Below are 16,717 nucleotides of genomic sequence, written 5' to 3'. Positions count from 1 at the left end.
GGAGTGGGGCACCTTAAAAGCGCATGGATAAATCCACCGCTTTGATGTCTTTGGTGAGCCTTCCGATGGAGATAAAGTCCACGCCGGTTTCGGCGATTGCGCGCAGATTGTCTTGATTGATACCGCCTGAGGCTTCGATTTTGGCGCGGCCTTGGTTAAGGGCGACGGCTTTTTTCATATCGGCAGCGGACAGTTCATCGAGCATGATAATGTCCGCTCCGGCGTTAAGCGCCTGCTCAAATTCATTGAGGTTTTCTACCTCAACTTCCAGCGGTTTATCCGGCGCTATCTTGCGAGCGGCGGCTACCGCGGCTGCAATACTGCCGCAAGCGGCGATATGGTTTTCCTTGATTAAAAAGGCATCAAACAGACCGATGCGGTGGTTATGGCAGCCACCACAAGTGACCGCATATTTTTGCGCAAGGCGCAGCCCCGGCAGGGTTTTTCGGGTATCGAGCAGGCGCACATGGGTGCCTTCTACCAAGTCCGCATAGCCGCGGGCGCAGGTGGCAACAGCCGATAAGGTCTGCAAAAAATTAAGCATTGCCCGTTCGCCGCTGAGCAGCGCCCGAGCAGGGCCTTGCAAGCTGACAATCGTTTGATTGGCGGCGATACGCTGCCCGTCTTCGGCCTGCCAATGCAAAGTGACGCGGCTATCCAATTGACGGAACACTTCATCCGCCCAAGCACGGCCACAGAGCACCGCGGTCTCACGGCTAATCACCCGCGCACTGGCCTGCTGCTGCTCCGGCACAAGACGCGCGCTGATGTCGCCGCTGCCGATATCCTCAGCCAGCGCCAAACGCACATTGGCCTTAATCTCATCGGCAAGATCGGCCAGCAAAAGGTCAGGCATGGTAAAACTCCGGCAATCAACGGGGCTTGCGATTATAAAGGCGCTTTATTAAGAGGACTATCCATGCAGCTTGACCGCAAAACCGGCTGGTGCCAGGGTGCCTCCCATTGCCCATCGAAGCATTACAACGCAAGACCCGATGGGGAAATTTCGCTGCTGGTTATCCACAATATCAGCCTGCCGCCGGGGCAGTTCGGCACCGGCAAGGTGCAACAGTTTTTTTGCCAAAAACTTAATGCCCACGAACATCCCTACTTTGCCGAAATCGCCGATTTGCGCGTATCAGCGCACTTTCTGATTGAGCGAGATGGCAAGGTGACGCAGTTTGTCTCCTGCCTGCAACGCGCTTGGCACGCCGGCAAGTCTTCCTTTAATGGACGCGAAAACTGCAATGATTTTTCCATCGGCATTGAACTGGAAGGCACAGACGATGCGCCATTTAGCGCGGCGCAGTACCTCGCGCTGGCGCAGCTTTCGTTAGAATTGCAGGCCGCTTGGCCGGCCATCACTGAGGGGCGAATTTGCGGACACAGCGATATTGCCCCGGGGCGCAAAACCGACCCAGGGCCTTGTTTTGACTGGGCGCAGTTTCGCGCCCTGCGCTTGCAACTTAGGGAAGGAAACAGAACATGAGCTTTCTGGTACTGGTGCTACTCGTACTGGTAGAAAAATTCAGTCGGCTGCGCCACGCCGTGCAGCAAGATACGCACTGGTTGGCACTGCTCTATCGTGTGGAGCAAGGCACGCTCGTGCCTTGGCAACAACTGGCGGTGCTGATACTCGCACCACTTTTGCTACTCGCGCTGGTGCTTTTGCTACTGCAACCGATTGCACACGGCTGGCTGGCACTGCCGCTGGATCTTTTGCTACTGCTGTACAGCTTGGGGCGCGGCGACCCGTTCAGTGCTATCGGCTCGTTTCGTGATGCGTTTCGCCGCGGCGATACGCAAGGCGCTTATCTGGCGGCCGAACGCGACCTTGATGTTCCTGCCGCCGATGATAAGCAGAGCCTGCTTGCGCGCGTGCAAAGCTGGCTGCTCTGGCAAGCCTTTAGCGGATGGTTTGTGTTGATTTTCTGGTACGCCCTGCTCGGTCCCATTCCTGCGATTGCCTATCGGCTGCTGCTACTGACCGAACAACGCGCCGAGCAGCCGGGCTTACGCGAACGCGCCACGCTGCTGCGTCATGCGCTGGACTGGCTGCCGCTGCGCGTGCTGGTGCTTTCTTTTGCACTGGTCGGCAATTTCAGTCCGGTACTGCGCGCAGTGATGGATCAATTGCTGGACTGGGAAGCCGGCAGCGAGGCACTGCTGCAACAAGCAGCATTTGCCGCCGAAGACTTGCCCGAGCAGGCGAGTGCTGAACAAGGTGCAGCCAGCCTGGATGCCATCTGGCAACTACTGCTGCGCAGCGCCGTGCTCTGGTACGCCGGTTTTGCGCTCTGGCTGCTGCTTTTATAGGCTTAAGCCCACAAAAAACCGCGCACAAGGCGCGGTTTTTTGCATCACTAATACCTATTCTGCGGTCTCTTCCAGCGCAGAGACCGGCAGACCTTGTGGGCGGTCGACCAGTTCGACATAGGCCATTGGCGCATTGTCGCCGCTGCGAAAGCCGCATTTAAGGATGCGCAGATAGCCACCCGGACGGTCGGCGTAGCGGATGCCCAATTCCTGGAACAGCTTGCCGACGGCCGCTTTTGAGCGGGTGCGCGCAAAAGCGAGACGGCGGTTGGCGACGCTGTCTTGCTTGGCAAGGGTAATCAAAGGTTCAGCGACGCGGCGCAGTTCCTTGGCTTTGGGCAGGGTGGTTTTAATCAGTTCGTGTTCAAACAAAGACACCGCCATGTTCTGGAACATGGCTTTGCGGTGGCTACTGGTGCGGCTTAGGTGACGGCCGCTTTTACGATGACGCATGATGGGATTCCTTAGGCGATTTTTTGAACTTAGCCAAAGATATATTCAGGGCGCTTTAAGCTGGCGGGCGGCCAGTTGTCGAGACGCATACCGAGCGACAGGCCGCGAGTGGCGAGAATATCCTTGATTTCGGTCAAGGATTTTTTGCCAAGGTTCGGCGTTTTCAAAAGCTCCACTTCGGTACGCTGAATCAGGTCGCCGATGTAGTAGATGTTTTCGGCCTTCAGGCAGTTGGCTGAACGCACGGTGAGCTCCAGGTCATCGACCGGACGCAGCAGCAGCGGGTCAATCGCTTCCTCGGCCAGCGAACTACGGGACGGTTCGGCGGCATCGCCTTTTAATTCGACGAACGCACCCAACTGCTGTTGCAAAATGGCAGCGGCTTGGCGGATGGCTTCTTCTGGCTCCAGCGTACCGTTGGTTTCCAGGTCAAGCACCAGCTTGTCCAGGTTGGTGCGCTGTTCGACCCGGGCGCTTTCCACCACGTAAGACACGCGGCGCATCGGGCTGAATGAGGCATCGACTTGCAGCGAGCCGATTTTGCGGCTTTCGTCGTCATCCTGCTGACGCGCATCGGCCGGTTCATAACCGCGGCCAAGGCGCACGGTCAGGCGCATTTTCAGCGAAGCACCGGCGGCCAGGTGAGCAATCACATGGTCTGGGTTGACGATTTCCACATCATGGTCGAGCTTGATGTCGGCGGCTGTAACGGTAGCAGGACCTTCTTTGACCAAGTCCAGCACCACTTCATCACGGCCATGCAGTTTAAGCGCCAAGCCTTTGAGGTTGAGCAGGATTTCAATCACGTCTTCCTGCACGCCTTCAATCGCGCTGTATTCGTGCAGCACGCCGTCGATTTCGGCAGCAACCACCGCCGCACCGGACATGGAGGACAGCAGGATGCGCCGCAGTGCATTGCCCAGCGTGTGGCCGAAACCGCGCTCCAGCGGCTCCAGCGTGATGCGCGCACGCGTCGGGCTGACCGACTGCACATCAATATGGCGCGGGGTCAAAAATTCGTTGGACGGAATTTGCATGAAGTTACCTATTTCTGCGTCCTTACTGTAAGAACTTACTTGGAGTAAAGCTCGACAATCAGGCTTTCGTTGATGTCAGAGGACAGGTCGCTACGCTCCGGTACGCTTTTCAGCAGGCCGGTTTTTTTCTCGCTGTCCACTTCCAGCCATTCGGCACGGCCACGCGAAGCGGCGAGTTCCAGTGCTTGCGCGATGCGCAGTTGGTTTTTCGCTTTTTCACGCACGGCAATCACATCACCAGGCTTGACCTGATAGGACGGAATATTGACGGTTTTGCCGTTAACGCTAATCGCCTTGTGCGAAACCAATTGGCGCGATTCAGCGCGGGTAGAGCCAAAGCCGATGCGGTAGACCAGATTGTCCAGACGGCACTCCAACAGTTGCAACAGATTTTCACCGGTTGCGCCTTTGCGCCGGGCGGCTTCTTTGTAGTAGCCACTGAACTGGCGCTCCAGCACGCCGTAAATGCGGCGAACTTTTTGCTTTTCACGCAACTGGGTGGCGTAGTCGGACAAACGACCGCTGCGACGTGCGCCGTGTTGGCCTGGGGCGGTTTCGATATTGCATTTGCTTTTAAGGTCACGCACGCCGCTTTTTAAGAAAAGGTCAGTACCTTCACGGCGAGACAGTTTGCATTTTGGACCAATATAACGAGCCATTATTCTGTCTCCTCTTACACGCGTCGTTTCTTGGGCGGACGGCAGCCGTTATGCGGAATCGGCGTAACGTCGGTAATGCTGGCGATTTTGTAGCCACAGGCGTTCAGCGCCCGCACAGCGGATTCGCGGCCAGGGCCTGGGCCTTTGACGTTGACGTCGAGGTTTTTCAAACCGTATTCCAGCGCGGCTTGTCCGGCGCGTTCAGCGGCGACCTGCGCGGCAAACGGGGTGCTTTTGCGTGAACCGCGAAAGCCGGAACCGCCGGAGGTGGCCCAAGACAAGGCGTTACCTTGGCGGTCGGTAATGGTGATGATGGTGTTGTTAAACGAAGCGTGGATATGGGCAATGCCATCAACCACGGTTTTTTTGACCTTCTTGCGAGGGCGGGCAGCAGGTTTTGCCATGAGAGGTTTCCTATGAAATTCCGGCGGACTTATTTACGGATGGGTTTGCGCGGGCCTTTGCGGGTACGTGCGTTGGTCTTGGTGCGCTGACCGCGAACCGGCAAGCCACGACGATGACGCAAGCCACGGTAGCAGCCCAAATCCATCAACCGCTTGATGTTCATGTTGACTTCACGGCGCAAGTCACCTTCGACGTGCAGCTTGCCGACTTCGGCACGCAGCGCTTCGAGTTGCTCATCGCTTAAGTCTTTGATTTTTGCTGCCGGATTAACGCCAGCCGCCTCGCACAGATTTTGCGCAGTCTTGCGCCCTACTCCGTAGATGTAGGTCAGCGAGATGACCGCGTGCTTCTGGTCTGGAATATTTACGCCTGCAATACGGGCCATTATGAGAAAAACTCCAATTGACAGCCTTCCACGCCTTGGGAAGTCAGGAAAAAGGCGCGAGAGTTTAGCGCTGTAGTCACCAATAATCAACCCGCCAGCACACTAGCTGGCGGGCGCTTTTTACCCATCACAGCGATCGCCCTGACGCGCCCTCTGTGAACTGCGCCATCAGACACAGGGATTTTTGCTGAAATTAACGAATCCCGCGGCCGTAACCCCGTAGATTGGCTTTTTTCATCAGCGAGTCGTACTGGTGTGAATACAGGTGCGATTGCACTTGCGACATAAAGTCCATCACCACCACCACGACAATCAGCAGCGAAGTGCCGCCCAGATAAAACGGCACTTTGGCGGCCACTTGCAGAAACTGCGGCAGCAAGCAAACCGCCGTCATGTACATCGCACCAAACAAGGTCAGGCGCGTAAGTACCCCGTCAATATGCCGCGCCGATTGTTCACCGGGGCGAATGCCAGGAATAAAAGCACCGGAGCGCTTTAAGTTCTCGGCAACATCTTTGGGGTTAAAGACCAGCGCGGTATAAAAGAAGCAGAAAAAGATAATCCCTGCACTGAATAAAATTAGGTACAACGGATTGCCCGGTGCCAGCGTCTGCGCCACATTTTGCAGCCAGCCCATGTTGTCCGACTGACCGAACCAAGTGGCAATCGAGGCGGGAAACAGCAGCAGGCTACTGGCAAAAATCGCCGGAATAACCCCGGCCATATTCACTTTAAGCGGCAAATGACTGGTTTGCGCCGCGTACTGCTTGCGCCCCTGCTGGCGCTTGGCGTAATGCACGGCAATACGGCGCTGGCCGCGTTCGATAAACACCACAAAGGCGATAATCGCAACGGCCAGCAGGGCAATCACAATCAGCGCAAACGGGTTGATTTCATCACGCCGCGCCAATTCCAGCGACTGGCCGATAGCCGACGGCAATCCGGCGACGATACCGGAAAAAATCAGCATGGAAATGCCGTTGCCCACACCGCGTTCGGTAATTTGCTCACCCAGCCACATCATAAACATGGCACCGGCGACAAAGGTGGTAATGGCGACCAAATGAAAGCCAAAGCCCGGCGCGAAGGTGACGCCTTGCGCGGCGAGACCCAGCGACATACCGAAGGCCTGAATCAGTGCCAGTGCCAAGGCGGCTTGGCGTGTGTACTGGCTGATTTTGCGCCGTCCGGCTTCGCCTTCTTTTTTAAGCTGCTCAAGATGTGGGCTGACCGCCGTCATCAACTGCATGATGATGGAGGCGGAAATGTACGGCATGATGCCGAGCGCAAAAATACTCATGCGTTCCAGCGCACCGCCGGAAAACATGTTGAACAAGGCCAAAATGGTGCCCTCGTTCTGGCGGAACAGTTCGGCAAGCCTTAGCGGGTCAATGCCGGGCACCGGAATATGCGCACCGATGCGATAGACCACGATAGCCAGCAGTAAAAACCGCAGTCTTGCCCAAAGTTCCGACAGACCGCCACCGCCAAGGGCGGAAAGAGCACCTTTTGCAGCCATCGTTGCTTAGTCCTTTTGTGCTTTGGCGGCCACTCGCGCGAGCCGTCCGCTTTGACGCTGCTCGGCTTTGGCGGGCAGTTTTTTCAGCTTGATTTCGGCTTCGAACGCCTCAACCCGTCCGCCTGCCGCTTCAATCGCCGCACGTGCGCCTTTAGTGGCAGCAACGCCTTGCAGCACCAGTGCACGGCTGACTTCGCCGGACAGCATCACCTTAACGCTGTCCACTTGCGCGTTAATCAGACCGGCCTCGCGCAGCGTTTCCAGGCTCACGATGTCGCCAGCCACTTTGTTCAGCTCAGCGGTGCGAATTTCAGCGCGAGAAAAGGCTTTGTGCGAAACAAAACCAAATTTCGGCAAACGACGGTACAGCGGGTTTTGACCGCCTTCAAAGCCCGGCGCGATGCTGCCGCCGGTACGCGAAGTCTGGCCTTTGTGGCCGCGTCCGCAGGTTTTGCCGATACCGCTACCGATGCCGCGACCGACACGCAGCGCACTTTTGCGCGCACCTGGCGCACTGCGCAAATCATTCAGTTGCATTATTCGCCCCCTACTTTGAGCAGGTAACTGACTTTGTTAATCATGCCGCGATTTTCTGGCGTATCCAGCACTTCGACCTGATGGCCGATGCGGCGCAAGCCCAATCCGCGCACACAGGCTTGATGCGCTTTGAGCCGTCCAATGGTGCTTTTTAGCAGTTTGACTTTTACCGTTGCGCTCATCAGAGAATCTCCTGCGCCGTCTTGCCACGCTTGGCGGCGACCGAATCGGGCGACTGCATGGATTTGAGCGCCTTGAAGGTGGCCTGCACCACGTTGACCGGATTGGTCGAGCCGTAGCATTTAGCCAGTACGTTTTGTACGCCAGCGACTTCCATCACCGCACGCATCGCGCCACCGGCAATCACGCCAGTACCTTCAGAGGCCGGCTGCATAAACACTTTGGACGCGCCGTGATGGGCGTTCATCGCGTATTGCAGGGTGTTACCGGCAAGGTCTACCTGAATCATGTTGCGACGCGCTGCTTCCATGGCTTTTTGGATGGCGGCAGGCACTTCGCGCGATTTACCGCGACCAAAACCGACGCGCCCTTTGCCGTCACCCAGCACGGTCAATGCGGTAAAGGTGAAGATGCGGCCACCTTTGACGGTTTTCGCCACACGGTTCACCTGAACCAGTTTTTCAATATAGCCTTCGTCGCGCTCACGCTCGCCGCGGCCTTGCTTTTGCTCGTGATTTGCCATGCTTAAAACTCCAATCCGCCTGCGCGCGCTGCTTCGGCCAGCGCTTTGATGCGCCCGTGGTATTGAAAACCGGAGCGGTCAAAAGCGAGCTTTTGCACTCCAGCGGCCTTGGCGCGTTCGGCAATCAGCTTGCCGACTTCGGTCGCCGCGGCAATATTGCCGGTTGCGCCGCTGCGCAAGGTTTTGTCCAGCGTGGAAGCACTGGCGAGGACTTTGCCGCCATCTTCTGAAATCACCTGGGCATAGATATGCTGGGACGAGCGGTGTACGCACAGGCGCATCACTTCCAGCTCGCGTATTTTCAGGCGCGTCTTGCGCGAACGACGCAGACGGCTTTGCTTTTTCAGGTTCATGTGCGGACCTATTTCTTCTTGGCTTCTTTGCGGCGCACTACTTCATCCGAGTAGCGCACGCCTTTGCCCTTATAGGGTTCAGGACGACGGAAGTCGCGGATTTCTGCTGCGACCTGGCCGACCAGTTGTTTGTCGATACCCTTGAGCAGGATTTCAGTCTGGCTCGGGGTTTCGGCGCTGATACCTTGCGGCAACTCGTAGTCAATCGGGTGCGAATAACCCAGCGCAAGGTTAAGCACCTGGCCTTTGGCCTGTGCACGATAACCGACACCGACCAGTTGCAGGCGACGCTCAAAGCCTTGGCTGACGCCGATGACCATGTTGTTGACCAGCGCCCGGGTGGTACCGGCCATCGCTTGATTCTGCTGTTCACCGCCTTTGGCAGCAAAACGCAGCTCGCCGCTTTCTTGAGTGATTTCCACTTTGGGATGAATCACCAGCGACAAACTGCCTTTAGCGCCTTTGACCGCAAGGTTGCGACCTTCGAGTTTGACTTCAACCCCGGCAGGTACTTTGACCGGGTTTTTGGCTACGCGAGACATAGACCCTTCCTCAAAATACGCTGCATAAAACTTCGCCGCCCACGCCAGCGGCACGAGCAGCACGATCCGTCATCACACCACGATTGGTGGAGACGATGGAAATACCAAGACCGCCTCGCACTTTGCCAAGCTTATCTTTGCCTTTGTACTGGCGAAGGCTGGGGCGGCTAACGCGCTTGATTTCTTCGATGACCGGGCGGCCTTCAAAATATTTAAGGTCGATTAAAAGTTCGGGCTTAACCTCGCCTTCAATCTGGTATCCGCCGATATAGCCTTCGCTTTTGAGTACCTCGGCGACCGCCACCTTCAACTTGGAAGAGGGCATGCGCACGTTGGACTTTTCAGCCATCTGGGCATTACGGATACGAGTCAGCATGTCCGCCAACGGATCCTGCATACTCATGGGCTTATTGCTCCTGAAACAAAAAACGGCCAACAGGCCAAAAATGACAACCGTTTTGCCCATCACCGCACAAAGCAGCAAGACAAAAGGTCGCACATTATAGAGAGCAAAAGGCGGGAAAGCAAATCTTCCCCGCCTTTTGCTTATTTACTTAAAGCCCTACCAGCTAGCCTTGACCAGCCCCGGTACGTCACCGCGCATGGCGGCTTCGCGCAGCTTGTTACGGCCAAGGCCGAACTTGCGGTAAACCCCGTGCGGCCTGCCGGTTACGCGACAGCGGTTGCGCAGGCGGCTGGCGCTGGCGTCACGCGGCTGCTTTTGCAGGGCGATTTGCGCTTCCCAGCGTTGCTCGGCAGAGGTTGCCGGATTTGCAATCAGCGCTTTGAGTTCGGCGCGTTTTTTGGCGAATTTAGCGACCGTCTTGCTGCGCTTTAATTCGCGGTTTTTCATGCTTTTCTTAGCCATTGGCTGTTATCCCTGATTACGGAACGGGAAGCGGAAAGCACGCAGTAATGCACGGCCTTCTTCATCCGAACGGGCGCTGGTGGAAAGACAAATATCCAATCCGCGCAATTTGTCGATTTTGTCGTAGTCGATTTCCGGAAAGATGATCTGCTCGCGCACGCCAAGGCTGTAGTTGCCTTTGCCGTCGAACGATTTAATCGACAGACCCCTGAAGTCGCGCACGCGCGGCAGGGCAATCGACAGCAGACGGTCGAGAAATTCATACATACGCTCGCGGCGCAGGGTGACTTTCACACCAATAGGCCAGCCTTCGCGGATTTTAAAACCGGCGATGGATTTGCGCGCAAAGGTGACGACCGGTTTTTGTCCGGCGATTTTTTCCAGGTCCGACAGCGCGTTTTCGATGACTTTTTTGTCACCCACCGCTTCACCAAGGCCCATATTGAGGGTGATTTTGGTGATGCGCGGCACTTCCATCAGATTGCCGAGCTTTAGCTCGTCTTTGAGTTTCGGTGCCAGCTCGTCGCGGTACAGTTGTTTCAATCGTGCCATGATAGTTTGCCTTTACCTTCAAGCGTCTACGGGCTTTTGCGTGGACTTGAAGATGCGGACTTTTTTGCCGTCTTCAAGAATCCGAAAGCCTACTCGGTCGGCCTTGTGCGTTTCCGGGTTATAGATGGCAACGTTGGAAGCCTGCATTGCCGCTTCTTTTTCCACCACCCCGCCAGCCTGACCTGCCATTGGGTTGGCTTTGGTGTGACGCTTGACCAGATTAACCCCACCCACAATCAAGCGACCATCCGGCAGCACTTTAACGACCTTGCCACGGCGGCTTTTATGCTTGCCGGTGATGACGATAACCTCGTCGTCACGACGAATTTTTTTCATGGAAGTCTCCTTACAACACTTCGGGGGCGAGCGAGACGATTTTCATGAACTTCTCAGAGCGAAGTTCGCGCGTCACCGGCCCGAAGATGCGGGTGCCAATCGGCTCTTGCTTGTTGTTAAGCAGTACCGCCGCGTTGCCGTCAAAACGAATCAACGAGCCATCGGTACGGCGCACGCCATGACGGGTACGCACCACCACAGCGGTCATCACCTGGCCTTTTTTGACCTTGCCGCGCGGGATGGCTTCTTTGACCGTCACTTTGATGATGTCACCAATACCCGCATAACGCCGGTGCGAGCCGCCCAGCACCTTGATGCACATCACGCGACGCGCACCACTGTTGTCGGCCACGTCCAGCATGGATTGAGTCTGAATCATTTAAGTTCTCCTCTGCCTAGACCAGAGCCGCTTGACTGACGATTTCAACCAGCGTCCAAGATTTGGTCTTGGCCAGCGGGCGGGTTTCGCGGATGGAAACGGTATCGCCGATTTTGCACTGGTTGTTTTCGTCGTGCGCGTGCAGCTTGGTCGAGCGCTTGACGTATTTGCCGTAGATCGGGTGCTTGACGCGCCGCTCAATCAGTACGGTGATGGTCTTGTCCATTTTGTCGCTGACGACCTTGCCGATCAGCGTGCGGACGGTTTTTTGCGCTTCAGCCATGATGTTCTACCTGCCCTGCTTTTACCTGTTCACCCAGCAGCGTTCTTACCCGCGCGATGTCACGGCGCACTTGCCTTAGCAAATGGGTTTGCGTCAACTGAGCGGTGGTTTTTTGCATCCGCAAATCAAATTGTTCACGCAGCAGACGCAGCAGCTCCTGTTGCAATTCTTCGCGGGACTTGCCGCGAAAGTCTTTAAGTTTTTCTGCGCTTTTCATTACATTACCGTCCGCTTGACGAAGGAGGTTGCAATCGGAAGTTTGGCGGCGGCCAAGGCAAACGCCTCACGCGCCAGTTCTTCAGAGACCCCTTCGATTTCATAGAGCACGCGACCGGGCTGAATTTGGGCTACCCAGTACTCAACGCTGCCCTTGCCTTTACCCATACGGACTTCCAGCGGTTTTTTGGTAACCGGTTTATCCGGGAATACGCGAATCCAGATTTTTCCGCCACGTTTGACGTGACGGGTCAGGGCGCGACGGGCGGCTTCGATTTGTCGCGCGGTCAAACGACCACGATCGACCGATTTCAATGCGTATTCACCGAAACTGACTTTGCTTCCGCGCTGCGCCAGACCACGGTTGTGGCCGGTCATCTGTTTGCGGAACTTGGTACGCTTAGGTTGCAACATGATGGGCGTACTCCTTATTTATTCGCGGCTTTGCGACGTGGCGCGGGCGTTTGCGGACGGCTTTCCTCAAGCTGGCCACCGATGACCTCGCCTTTGAAAATCCATACCTTGACCCCGATCACACCGTAAGTGGTGTGCGCCTCGTAGGTGGCGTAATCGATGTCGGCACGCAGCGTATGCAGCGGTACGCGACCTTCGCGGTACCATTCGGTACGGGCGATTTCCGCGCCGCCCAAGCGGCCGCTCACTTGAATACGAATGCCTTTGGCACCCAAGCGCATGGTGCTTTGCACCGCACGCTTCATGGCACGGCGGAACATCACGCGCTTTTCCAGTTGTTGCGCTACGCCCTGTGCGACCAACAAACTATCGAGTTCCGGCTTGCGGATTTCTTCGATATTGATATGCACCGGTACGCCCATGCGGGCGGTTAAATCCGCTTTGAGTTTTTCCACGTCCTCGCCTTTTTTACCGATAACGATACCGGGGCGGGCGGTGTGGATGGTCACTTTGGCCGTCTGCGCTGGACGATGAATGTCGATGCGACTGACCGATGCGTTTTTTAATTTGTCTTTGAGATACTCACGAACCTGCAAATCCGCGAACAAGTAGTCCGCATAAGTACGCTTATCGGCGTACCAGACCGAGGTATGCTCTTTGACGATTCCCAGGCGCATGCCTACGGGATGTACTTTCTGACCCATCAATGGACTCCGTTACTTGCCAGCGCTGCGGGTTTTGTCAGCGACCTTGACCGTGATATGGCAGGAACGCTTGACGATGCGGTCTGCACGGCCTTTGGCACGCGGCATGATGCGCTTGAGCGAGCGTCCTTCGTTGACGAATACGGTGGAAACCTTAAGGTCATCCACGTCTTCACCATTGTTATGCTCGGCATTGGCGACAGCGGATTCGAGCAGTTTTTTCATGATGCCTGCTGCTTTTTTGCCGCTGAAGGTGAGCAGATTCAGCGCTTCACCGACATCTTTGCCGCGAATCTGGTCAGCCACCAGCCGCGCTTTCTGTGCCGAAATACGCGCACCACTGAGCACCGCCGGCGTTTGGCCGTCGTCTACTTTCAGTTTCTTTTGCTTTGACATGTCTACCCCTTAGCGCTTGGCTTTCTTGTCGGCGGCATGCCCGCGGTAAGTACGGGTAGCCGCAAACTCGCCGAGTTTGTGACCGACCATGTCTTCGCTAATCAGCACTGGCACATGCTGCCTGCCGTTATGCACAGCAATGGTAAGACCTACCATCTGCGGCAAAATCATCGAGCGGCGCGACCAGGTTTTTACCGGTTTACGGTCGTTCTTGGCGACCGCTGCATCGACTTTCTTCAACAGGTGAAGGTCGATAAACGGGCCTTTTTTCAGAGAACGTGGCACTTTCAAATCCTCAAGTTACTTGCGCCGACGCACAATCATGTTGTCGGTACGTTTGTTCGAGCGCGTCTTGGCACCCTTGGTCGGGAAGCCCCAAGGCGAAACCGGATGACGACCACCGGAAGTACGCCCTTCACCACCACCGTGCGGATGGTCTACCGGGTTCATCGCCACACCACGGACGGTAGGACGAACACCGCGCCAGCGTTTGGCACCGGCCTTGCCCAGCGAGCGCAAGTTGTGTTCGCCGTTGGACACTTCGCCCAAGGTCGCGCGGCATTCGGCCAGCACTTTGCGCATTTCACCGGAACGCAAGCGCAAGGTGACATAAGCACCTTCACGCGCCACCAGCTGCACGGAAGCACCGGCGCTGCGTGCAATCTGTGCGCCTTTACCGGGCTTGAGTTCTACCGCGTGAATGGTCGAACCCAGCGGAATATGACGCAGTTGCAAGCAGTTGCCGACCCGAATGGGTGCCATCATGCCGGACAAAAGCTGCTCGCCAGCGGCGAGGCCTTTCGCTGCGATGATGTAGCGCCGCTCGCCGTCGGCGTATTTAATCAGGGCGATATGTGCGGTGCGGTTAGGGTCGTATTCAATACGCTCAACCACTGCGGGAATATCGTCCTTGTTACGGCGAAAATCGACCAAGCGATAATGCTGCTTGTGTCCACCGCCGACGTGACGGGTAGTAATGCGACCGTTGTTGTTACGACCGCCTTTTTTCGATTGCTTTTCCAAAAGCGGCGCGTGTGGCGCGCCTTTGTGCAGGTTCTGCCCAACGACCTTGACCACAAAGCGGCGGCCTGCGGAGGTTGGCTTGCATTTTACGATGGCCATGACCCTTCCTTATTCCAGTTCGCCAAGAAGCGCGAGCTTGTGGCCTTCAGCCAGCGAAACCACGGCTTTTTTCCAATCCGCCCGCTTGCCTTGCACGCCTTTGGCATTGCGCTTGCTTTTGCCGAGCACGTTGAGCGTGTTGACATTCGCCACTTTGACTTCATACAGGCTTTCAACGGCCTTTTTGATTTCGAGCTTGCTGGCATCGGCGGCGACGTGAAAAATATATTGCTGCGCTACGGCAAGACCTGCGGCCTTATCGGACACACGAGCGCCTTGCAGCACCTGAAACAGACGTTCCTGATTCATCCCAATAGCTCCTCAAATTTCTTAAGCGCGGCAACCGTCACCAGCACTTTCTCGAAGGCAATCAGGCTGACCGGGTCTGCGCCCAGCACATCACGCACATCCACATGCGGCAGATTGCGAGCGGCCAGATACAGGTTTTCATCAATGGACTCGGAAATAATCAGCACGTCGCTTAACTCAAGCGCGCCCAGCTTGCCTAGCAGCGCCTTGGTTTTCGGCACCTCGACAACAAATTCCGGCACCACGACCAAACGCTCATTGCGCACCAGTTCGGACAAAATCGAACGCAGCGCCGCGCGGTACATTTTGCGGTTGAGTTTTTGCTCGTGATTTTGCGGACGCGCGGCAAAGGTCACGCCACCGCCACGCCAAATCGGCCCACGGGTGCTACCGGCACGGGCACGACCGGTACTCTTTTGCCGCCAGGGTTTTTTGCCGCCGCCGGACACTTCGGCGCGGGTTTTCTGCTTTCTGCTGCCTTGACGACCGCCCGCCATATAGGCAACGACGGCTTGATGCACCAGCGTTTCATTAAATTGTGCGGCAAAGGTGATATCGGAAACTTCCAGAGCCTCTGCGCCACTGACGTTCAGTTGCATACTGGCCTCCTTATGCCTTCACGGCTGGACGAACCAGCACATCGCCGCCCGGCGCACCGGGAATCGCGCCTTTGACCAGCAGCAAGTTGCGCTCGGCATCGACACGAACCACCACCAAGGACTGCACGGTTACGCGCTCGGCACCCAAGTGACCGGACATTTTTTTGCCCTTGAACACGCGACCAGGGGTCTGGCATTGGCCAATGGAACCCGGAACGCGGTGGGAGATGGAGTTACCGTGGCTGTTATCCTGCCCACGGAAGTTCCAGCGTTTGATGGTACCGGCAAAGCCTTTACCTTTGGACTGGCCGGTTACATCGACCTTCTGTCCAGCTTCAAACAGGGAAACCCCCAGCGTATCGCCTGCCTTGTATTCGCCATCATTCAGGCGAAACTCGCAGACGGTACGGCCCGCTTCCACCTGGGCTTTAGCAAAGTGGCCTGCCTGCGGCTTGGTCACGCGCGATGCACGCCTTGCACCAACAGTCACCTGAACAGCTTGATAGCCGTCACTTTCTACGGTTTTAAACTGGGTCACGCGATTAGGCTCAACCTCAATCACCGAAACCGGAATCGAGATGCCTTCTTCGGTAAAAATGCGGGTCATCCCGCACTTTCGACCGACTACACCAATAGTCATAGTAAACCTCATGAGTGTACGGGGCTTTCACCCGCTATGGCCGCCCATTGCAGAGCGTTACACAGCCAAAAGCTTCAAATGCTTTTAGCCGAGGCTGATTTGCACTTCCACACCGGCAGCCAAATCAAGCTTCATCAGCGCATCGACCGTTTTATCGGTCGGCTGCACGATGTCCAGCACCCTTTTATGGGTACGGATTTCATACTGGTCACGCGCATCTTTATTGACATGCGGCGAAATCAGCACAGTAAAACGTTCTTTGCGCGTCGGCAAAGGAATCGGACCGCGAACCTGCGCACCTGTGCGCTTGGCGGTTTCCACAATTTCCAGCGTGGATTGATCGATTAGGCGATGGTCAAAAGCCTTCAGCCGAATACGAATTTGTTGGTTTTGCATCTTGACCTCAAGACCTGGGCGATTAGCGTTAAGCAGCCGCAAAAAGGAGCGTAATTGTAGGGATGCAAAAGCAACCTGTCAACTTTATTCAGACAACATAAAAGGCCACTAGTGGCCTTTTATGTGTTGCAGCGATTAGGGTCTGCTACTTAGGCGATGATTTTAGAAACCACACCCGCGCCAACGGTGCGGCCACCTTCGCGGATGGCGAAGCGCAAGCCTTCTTCCATGGCAATCGGGTTAATCAGGGTGACGGTCATTTTGACGTTGTCACCCGGCATCACCATTTCGACGCCTTCCGGCAGTTCGCAGCTTCCGGTCACGTCGGTGGTACGGAAGTAGAACTGCGGGCGGTAGCCTTTGAAGAACGGGGTGTGACGGCCGCCTTCGTCTTTGGACAGGACGTACACTTCGCATTCAAACTGGGTGTGCGGCTTGATCGTGCCGGGCTTGGCGAGAACTTGACCGCGCTCGACTTCATCACGCTTGGTACCACGCAGCAGCACGCCGACGTTTTCACCGGCGCGGCCTTCGTCGAGCAGTTTGCGGAACATTTCCACACCAGTACAGGTGGTTTTGCTAGTCGGGCGAATG

30 protein-coding genes and 1 pseudogene are annotated in these 16,717 nt (G+C 56.2%); 2 read left to right on the top strand and 29 right to left on the bottom strand.

Annotated features, from left to right (window positions below; genetic code table 11):
* Positions 1 to 13: 13 nt before the first annotated feature.
* Complete coding sequence (gene nadC / locus AXE65_RS02600; protein ID WP_068387671.1) at positions 14 to 856, bottom strand: carboxylating nicotinate-nucleotide diphosphorylase; 843 nt, start codon at positions 854 to 856, stop codon at positions 14 to 16.
* 63 nt (positions 857 to 919) lie between these two features.
* Here nadC and ampD point away from each other — a divergent pair, with 63 nt between their 5' ends.
* Positions 920 to 1,489, top strand: coding sequence for a 1,6-anhydro-N-acetylmuramyl-L-alanine amidase AmpD (gene ampD, locus AXE65_RS02595; protein WP_068387668.1), 570 nt, complete (start codon positions 920 to 922; stop codon positions 1,487 to 1,489).
* Positions 1,486 to 2,316, top strand: coding sequence for a regulatory signaling modulator protein AmpE (gene ampE / locus AXE65_RS02590; RefSeq protein WP_068387665.1), 831 nt, complete (start codon positions 1,486 to 1,488; stop codon positions 2,314 to 2,316). Before ampD ends, ampE begins: the two co-directional genes overlap by 4 nt.
* 54 nt (positions 2,317 to 2,370) lie before the next feature.
* Here the strand turns inward: ampE and rplQ are convergent, their stop codons facing one another.
* From rplQ to AXE65_RS02450, 28 genes and pseudogenes are all read right to left on the bottom strand, one after another.
* Positions 2,371 to 2,769, bottom strand: a complete 399-nt coding sequence (gene rplQ / locus AXE65_RS02585) for a 50S ribosomal protein L17 (protein ID WP_068387662.1) — start codon at positions 2,767 to 2,769, stop codon at positions 2,371 to 2,373.
* Between the two features lie 29 nt (positions 2,770 to 2,798).
* Positions 2,799 to 3,806: a DNA-directed RNA polymerase subunit alpha gene (locus tag AXE65_RS02580; protein WP_068387659.1), complete on the bottom strand. Its 1,008-nt coding sequence runs from the start codon at positions 3,804 to 3,806 to the stop codon at positions 2,799 to 2,801.
* Between the two features lie 35 nt (positions 3,807 to 3,841).
* Positions 3,842 to 4,465 (bottom strand): 30S ribosomal protein S4, encoded by a 624-nt coding sequence (gene rpsD / locus AXE65_RS02575; RefSeq protein ID WP_068387657.1) that lies wholly within the window; start codon positions 4,463 to 4,465, stop codon positions 3,842 to 3,844.
* Between the two features lie 14 nt (positions 4,466 to 4,479).
* A complete protein-coding gene (gene rpsK / locus AXE65_RS02570) occupies positions 4,480 to 4,869 on the bottom strand; it encodes a 30S ribosomal protein S11 (protein WP_068387654.1) in 390 nt (129 codons plus the stop codon).
* 29 nt (positions 4,870 to 4,898) lie between these two features.
* The gene (gene rpsM, locus AXE65_RS02565; protein WP_068387652.1) at positions 4,899 to 5,255 is read right to left on the bottom strand and encodes a 30S ribosomal protein S13; all 357 of its coding nucleotides are present in this window, start codon (positions 5,253 to 5,255) and stop codon (positions 4,899 to 4,901) included.
* Positions 5,256 to 5,448: 193 nt separating this feature from the next.
* Positions 5,449 to 6,774, bottom strand: coding sequence for a preprotein translocase subunit SecY (gene secY, locus AXE65_RS02560; RefSeq protein ID WP_068387649.1), 1,326 nt, complete (start codon positions 6,772 to 6,774; stop codon positions 5,449 to 5,451).
* A gap of 108 nt (positions 6,775 to 6,882) precedes the next feature.
* Positions 6,883 to 7,311, bottom strand: a pseudogene (rplO, locus tag AXE65_RS02555) (50S ribosomal protein L15); the annotation flags it as partial.
* The gene (gene rpmD, locus AXE65_RS02550; protein WP_068387643.1) at positions 7,311 to 7,493 is read right to left on the bottom strand and encodes a 50S ribosomal protein L30; all 183 of its coding nucleotides are present in this window, start codon (positions 7,491 to 7,493) and stop codon (positions 7,311 to 7,313) included. The gene rpmD and the pseudogene rplO, both read right to left, overlap by 1 nt.
* Complete coding sequence (gene rpsE, locus AXE65_RS02545; protein ID WP_068387640.1) at positions 7,493 to 8,014, bottom strand: 30S ribosomal protein S5; 522 nt, start codon at positions 8,012 to 8,014, stop codon at positions 7,493 to 7,495. Before rpsE ends, rpmD begins: the two co-directional genes overlap by 1 nt.
* A 2-nt stretch (positions 8,015 to 8,016) precedes the next feature.
* The gene (gene rplR / locus AXE65_RS02540; protein WP_068387637.1) at positions 8,017 to 8,367 is read right to left on the bottom strand and encodes a 50S ribosomal protein L18; all 351 of its coding nucleotides are present in this window, start codon (positions 8,365 to 8,367) and stop codon (positions 8,017 to 8,019) included.
* A gap of 8 nt (positions 8,368 to 8,375) precedes the next feature.
* Positions 8,376 to 8,909: a 50S ribosomal protein L6 gene (gene rplF, locus AXE65_RS02535; RefSeq protein ID WP_068387634.1), complete on the bottom strand. Its 534-nt coding sequence runs from the start codon at positions 8,907 to 8,909 to the stop codon at positions 8,376 to 8,378.
* Between the two features lie 10 nt (positions 8,910 to 8,919).
* Positions 8,920 to 9,312 carry a 30S ribosomal protein S8 gene (gene rpsH / locus AXE65_RS02530; RefSeq protein ID WP_068387728.1) on the bottom strand — a complete coding sequence of 131 codons (393 nt, stop codon included), beginning with the start codon at positions 9,310 to 9,312 and terminating at the stop codon, positions 8,920 to 8,922.
* A gap of 159 nt (positions 9,313 to 9,471) precedes the next feature.
* Positions 9,472 to 9,777 (bottom strand): 30S ribosomal protein S14, encoded by a 306-nt coding sequence (gene rpsN, locus AXE65_RS02525; protein WP_068387631.1) that lies wholly within the window; start codon positions 9,775 to 9,777, stop codon positions 9,472 to 9,474.
* A gap of 6 nt (positions 9,778 to 9,783) precedes the next feature.
* On the bottom strand, positions 9,784 to 10,329 hold the full coding sequence (gene rplE / locus AXE65_RS02520) for a 50S ribosomal protein L5 (protein ID WP_068387628.1): 546 nt from the start codon (positions 10,327 to 10,329) through the stop codon (positions 9,784 to 9,786).
* A gap of 18 nt (positions 10,330 to 10,347) precedes the next feature.
* Complete coding sequence (rplX, locus tag AXE65_RS02515; RefSeq protein WP_068387623.1) at positions 10,348 to 10,665, bottom strand: 50S ribosomal protein L24; 318 nt, start codon at positions 10,663 to 10,665, stop codon at positions 10,348 to 10,350.
* A 10-nt stretch (positions 10,666 to 10,675) separates the two neighbouring features.
* The gene (gene rplN, locus AXE65_RS02510; RefSeq protein ID WP_068387620.1) at positions 10,676 to 11,044 is read right to left on the bottom strand and encodes a 50S ribosomal protein L14; all 369 of its coding nucleotides are present in this window, start codon (positions 11,042 to 11,044) and stop codon (positions 10,676 to 10,678) included.
* Between the two features lie 16 nt (positions 11,045 to 11,060).
* On the bottom strand, positions 11,061 to 11,327 hold the full coding sequence (gene rpsQ / locus AXE65_RS02505) for a 30S ribosomal protein S17 (protein WP_068387616.1): 267 nt from the start codon (positions 11,325 to 11,327) through the stop codon (positions 11,061 to 11,063).
* Positions 11,320 to 11,544, bottom strand: coding sequence for a 50S ribosomal protein L29 (gene rpmC / locus AXE65_RS02500; protein WP_068387613.1), 225 nt, complete (start codon positions 11,542 to 11,544; stop codon positions 11,320 to 11,322). Before rpmC ends, rpsQ begins: the two co-directional genes overlap by 8 nt.
* Complete coding sequence (gene rplP, locus AXE65_RS02495; protein ID WP_068387606.1) at positions 11,544 to 11,957, bottom strand: 50S ribosomal protein L16; 414 nt, start codon at positions 11,955 to 11,957, stop codon at positions 11,544 to 11,546. The genes rpmC and rplP overlap by 1 nt, the downstream gene beginning before the upstream one ends.
* A gap of 14 nt (positions 11,958 to 11,971) precedes the next feature.
* Positions 11,972 to 12,661 carry a 30S ribosomal protein S3 gene (rpsC, locus tag AXE65_RS02490; protein WP_068387603.1) on the bottom strand — a complete coding sequence of 230 codons (690 nt, stop codon included), beginning with the start codon at positions 12,659 to 12,661 and terminating at the stop codon, positions 11,972 to 11,974.
* A gap of 12 nt (positions 12,662 to 12,673) precedes the next feature.
* Positions 12,674 to 13,057: a 50S ribosomal protein L22 gene (rplV, locus tag AXE65_RS02485; protein ID WP_068387600.1), complete on the bottom strand. Its 384-nt coding sequence runs from the start codon at positions 13,055 to 13,057 to the stop codon at positions 12,674 to 12,676.
* A 9-nt stretch (positions 13,058 to 13,066) separates the two neighbouring features.
* Complete coding sequence (gene rpsS / locus AXE65_RS02480) at positions 13,067 to 13,342, bottom strand: 30S ribosomal protein S19 (protein ID WP_068387598.1); 276 nt, start codon at positions 13,340 to 13,342, stop codon at positions 13,067 to 13,069.
* Positions 13,343 to 13,357: 15 nt separating this feature from the next.
* Complete coding sequence (rplB, locus tag AXE65_RS02475) at positions 13,358 to 14,179, bottom strand: 50S ribosomal protein L2 (protein ID WP_068387595.1); 822 nt, start codon at positions 14,177 to 14,179, stop codon at positions 13,358 to 13,360.
* A 9-nt stretch (positions 14,180 to 14,188) separates the two neighbouring features.
* Positions 14,189 to 14,488 carry a 50S ribosomal protein L23 gene (gene rplW / locus AXE65_RS02470; RefSeq protein ID WP_068387592.1) on the bottom strand — a complete coding sequence of 100 codons (300 nt, stop codon included), beginning with the start codon at positions 14,486 to 14,488 and terminating at the stop codon, positions 14,189 to 14,191.
* On the bottom strand, positions 14,485 to 15,087 hold the full coding sequence (rplD, locus tag AXE65_RS02465; RefSeq protein ID WP_068387590.1) for a 50S ribosomal protein L4: 603 nt from the start codon (positions 15,085 to 15,087) through the stop codon (positions 14,485 to 14,487). Before rplD ends, rplW begins: the two co-directional genes overlap by 4 nt.
* Before the next feature lie 10 nt (positions 15,088 to 15,097).
* Complete coding sequence (gene rplC / locus AXE65_RS02460; protein ID WP_068387587.1) at positions 15,098 to 15,727, bottom strand: 50S ribosomal protein L3; 630 nt, start codon at positions 15,725 to 15,727, stop codon at positions 15,098 to 15,100.
* 84 nt (positions 15,728 to 15,811) lie between these two features.
* The gene (rpsJ, locus tag AXE65_RS02455; protein WP_068387584.1) at positions 15,812 to 16,123 is read right to left on the bottom strand and encodes a 30S ribosomal protein S10; all 312 of its coding nucleotides are present in this window, start codon (positions 16,121 to 16,123) and stop codon (positions 15,812 to 15,814) included.
* A 149-nt stretch (positions 16,124 to 16,272) separates the two neighbouring features.
* On the bottom strand, positions 16,273 to 16,717 hold a 445-nt coding region (locus AXE65_RS02450; protein ID WP_239685022.1), incomplete at its 5' end, for an EF-Tu C-terminal domain-related protein.

The sequence above is a fragment of the Ventosimonas gracilis genome (assembly GCF_001580025.1).
Lineage (GTDB): Bacteria > Pseudomonadota > Gammaproteobacteria > Pseudomonadales > Pseudomonadaceae > Ventosimonas > Ventosimonas gracilis.
The sequence above is the reverse complement of the archived record's forward strand: the minus strand, read 5'-3'. Positions and strand labels throughout refer to the sequence as shown.

Bases quoted from the DNA above. Each gene is read 5' to 3' on its own strand.
- rpsD (WP_068387657.1), bottom strand. From the start codon at position 4,465: ATGGCTCGTTATATTGGTCCAAAATGCAAACTGTCTCGCCGTGAAGGT.
- rplF (WP_068387634.1), bottom strand. From the start codon at position 8,909: ATGTCTCGCGTAGCCAAAAACCCGGTCAAAGTACCTGCCGGGGTTGAA.
- rplX (WP_068387623.1), bottom strand. From the start codon at position 10,665: ATGAAAAAAATTCGTCGTGACGACGAGGTTATCGTCATCACCGGCAAG.
- secY (WP_068387649.1), bottom strand. From the start codon at position 6,774: ATGGCTGCAAAAGGTGCTCTTTCCGCCCTTGGCGGTGGCGGTCTGTCG.
- rpmC (WP_068387613.1), bottom strand. From the start codon at position 11,544: ATGAAAAGCGCAGAAAAACTTAAAGACTTTCGCGGCAAGTCCCGCGAA.
- ampD (WP_068387668.1), top strand. From the start codon at position 920: ATGCAGCTTGACCGCAAAACCGGCTGGTGCCAGGGTGCCTCCCATTGC.
- nadC (WP_068387671.1), bottom strand. From the start codon at position 856: ATGCCTGACCTTTTGCTGGCCGATCTTGCCGATGAGATTAAGGCCAAT.
- AXE65_RS02580 (WP_068387659.1), bottom strand. From the start codon at position 3,806: ATGCAAATTCCGTCCAACGAATTTTTGACCCCGCGCCATATTGATGTG.
- rplW (WP_068387592.1), bottom strand. From the start codon at position 14,488: ATGAATCAGGAACGTCTGTTTCAGGTGCTGCAAGGCGCTCGTGTGTCC.
- rplV (WP_068387600.1), bottom strand. From the start codon at position 13,057: ATGTCAAAGCAAAAGAAACTGAAAGTAGACGACGGCCAAACGCCGGCG.
- rplD (WP_068387590.1), bottom strand. From the start codon at position 15,087: ATGCAACTGAACGTCAGTGGCGCAGAGGCTCTGGAAGTTTCCGATATC.
- rplQ (WP_068387662.1), bottom strand. From the start codon at position 2,769: ATGCGTCATCGTAAAAGCGGCCGTCACCTAAGCCGCACCAGTAGCCAC.
- rpsN (WP_068387631.1), bottom strand. From the start codon at position 9,777: ATGGCTAAGAAAAGCATGAAAAACCGCGAATTAAAGCGCAGCAAGACG.
- rpsC (WP_068387603.1), bottom strand. From the start codon at position 12,661: ATGGGTCAGAAAGTACATCCCGTAGGCATGCGCCTGGGAATCGTCAAA.
- ampE (WP_068387665.1), top strand. From the start codon at position 1,486: ATGAGCTTTCTGGTACTGGTGCTACTCGTACTGGTAGAAAAATTCAGT.
- rpsH (WP_068387728.1), bottom strand. From the start codon at position 9,312: ATGAGTATGCAGGATCCGTTGGCGGACATGCTGACTCGTATCCGTAAT.
- rplN (WP_068387620.1), bottom strand. From the start codon at position 11,044: ATGATTCAGACTCAATCCATGCTGGACGTGGCCGACAACAGTGGTGCG.
- rplR (WP_068387637.1), bottom strand. From the start codon at position 8,367: ATGAACCTGAAAAAGCAAAGCCGTCTGCGTCGTTCGCGCAAGACGCGC.
- rplC (WP_068387587.1), bottom strand. From the start codon at position 15,727: ATGACTATTGGTGTAGTCGGTCGAAAGTGCGGGATGACCCGCATTTTT.
- rpsE (WP_068387640.1), bottom strand. From the start codon at position 8,014: ATGGCAAATCACGAGCAAAAGCAAGGCCGCGGCGAGCGTGAGCGCGAC.
- rplP (WP_068387606.1), bottom strand. From the start codon at position 11,957: ATGTTGCAACCTAAGCGTACCAAGTTCCGCAAACAGATGACCGGCCAC.
- rpsJ (WP_068387584.1), bottom strand. From the start codon at position 16,123: ATGCAAAACCAACAAATTCGTATTCGGCTGAAGGCTTTTGACCATCGC.
- rpsQ (WP_068387616.1), bottom strand. From the start codon at position 11,327: ATGGCTGAAGCGCAAAAAACCGTCCGCACGCTGATCGGCAAGGTCGTC.
- rplB (WP_068387595.1), bottom strand. From the start codon at position 14,179: ATGGCCATCGTAAAATGCAAGCCAACCTCCGCAGGCCGCCGCTTTGTG.
- rplE (WP_068387628.1), bottom strand. From the start codon at position 10,329: ATGGCACGATTGAAACAACTGTACCGCGACGAGCTGGCACCGAAACTC.
- rpsM (WP_068387652.1), bottom strand. From the start codon at position 5,255: ATGGCCCGTATTGCAGGCGTAAATATTCCAGACCAGAAGCACGCGGTC.
- rpmD (WP_068387643.1), bottom strand. From the start codon at position 7,493: ATGAGCGCAACGGTAAAAGTCAAACTGCTAAAAAGCACCATTGGACGG.
- rpsK (WP_068387654.1), bottom strand. From the start codon at position 4,869: ATGGCAAAACCTGCTGCCCGCCCTCGCAAGAAGGTCAAAAAAACCGTG.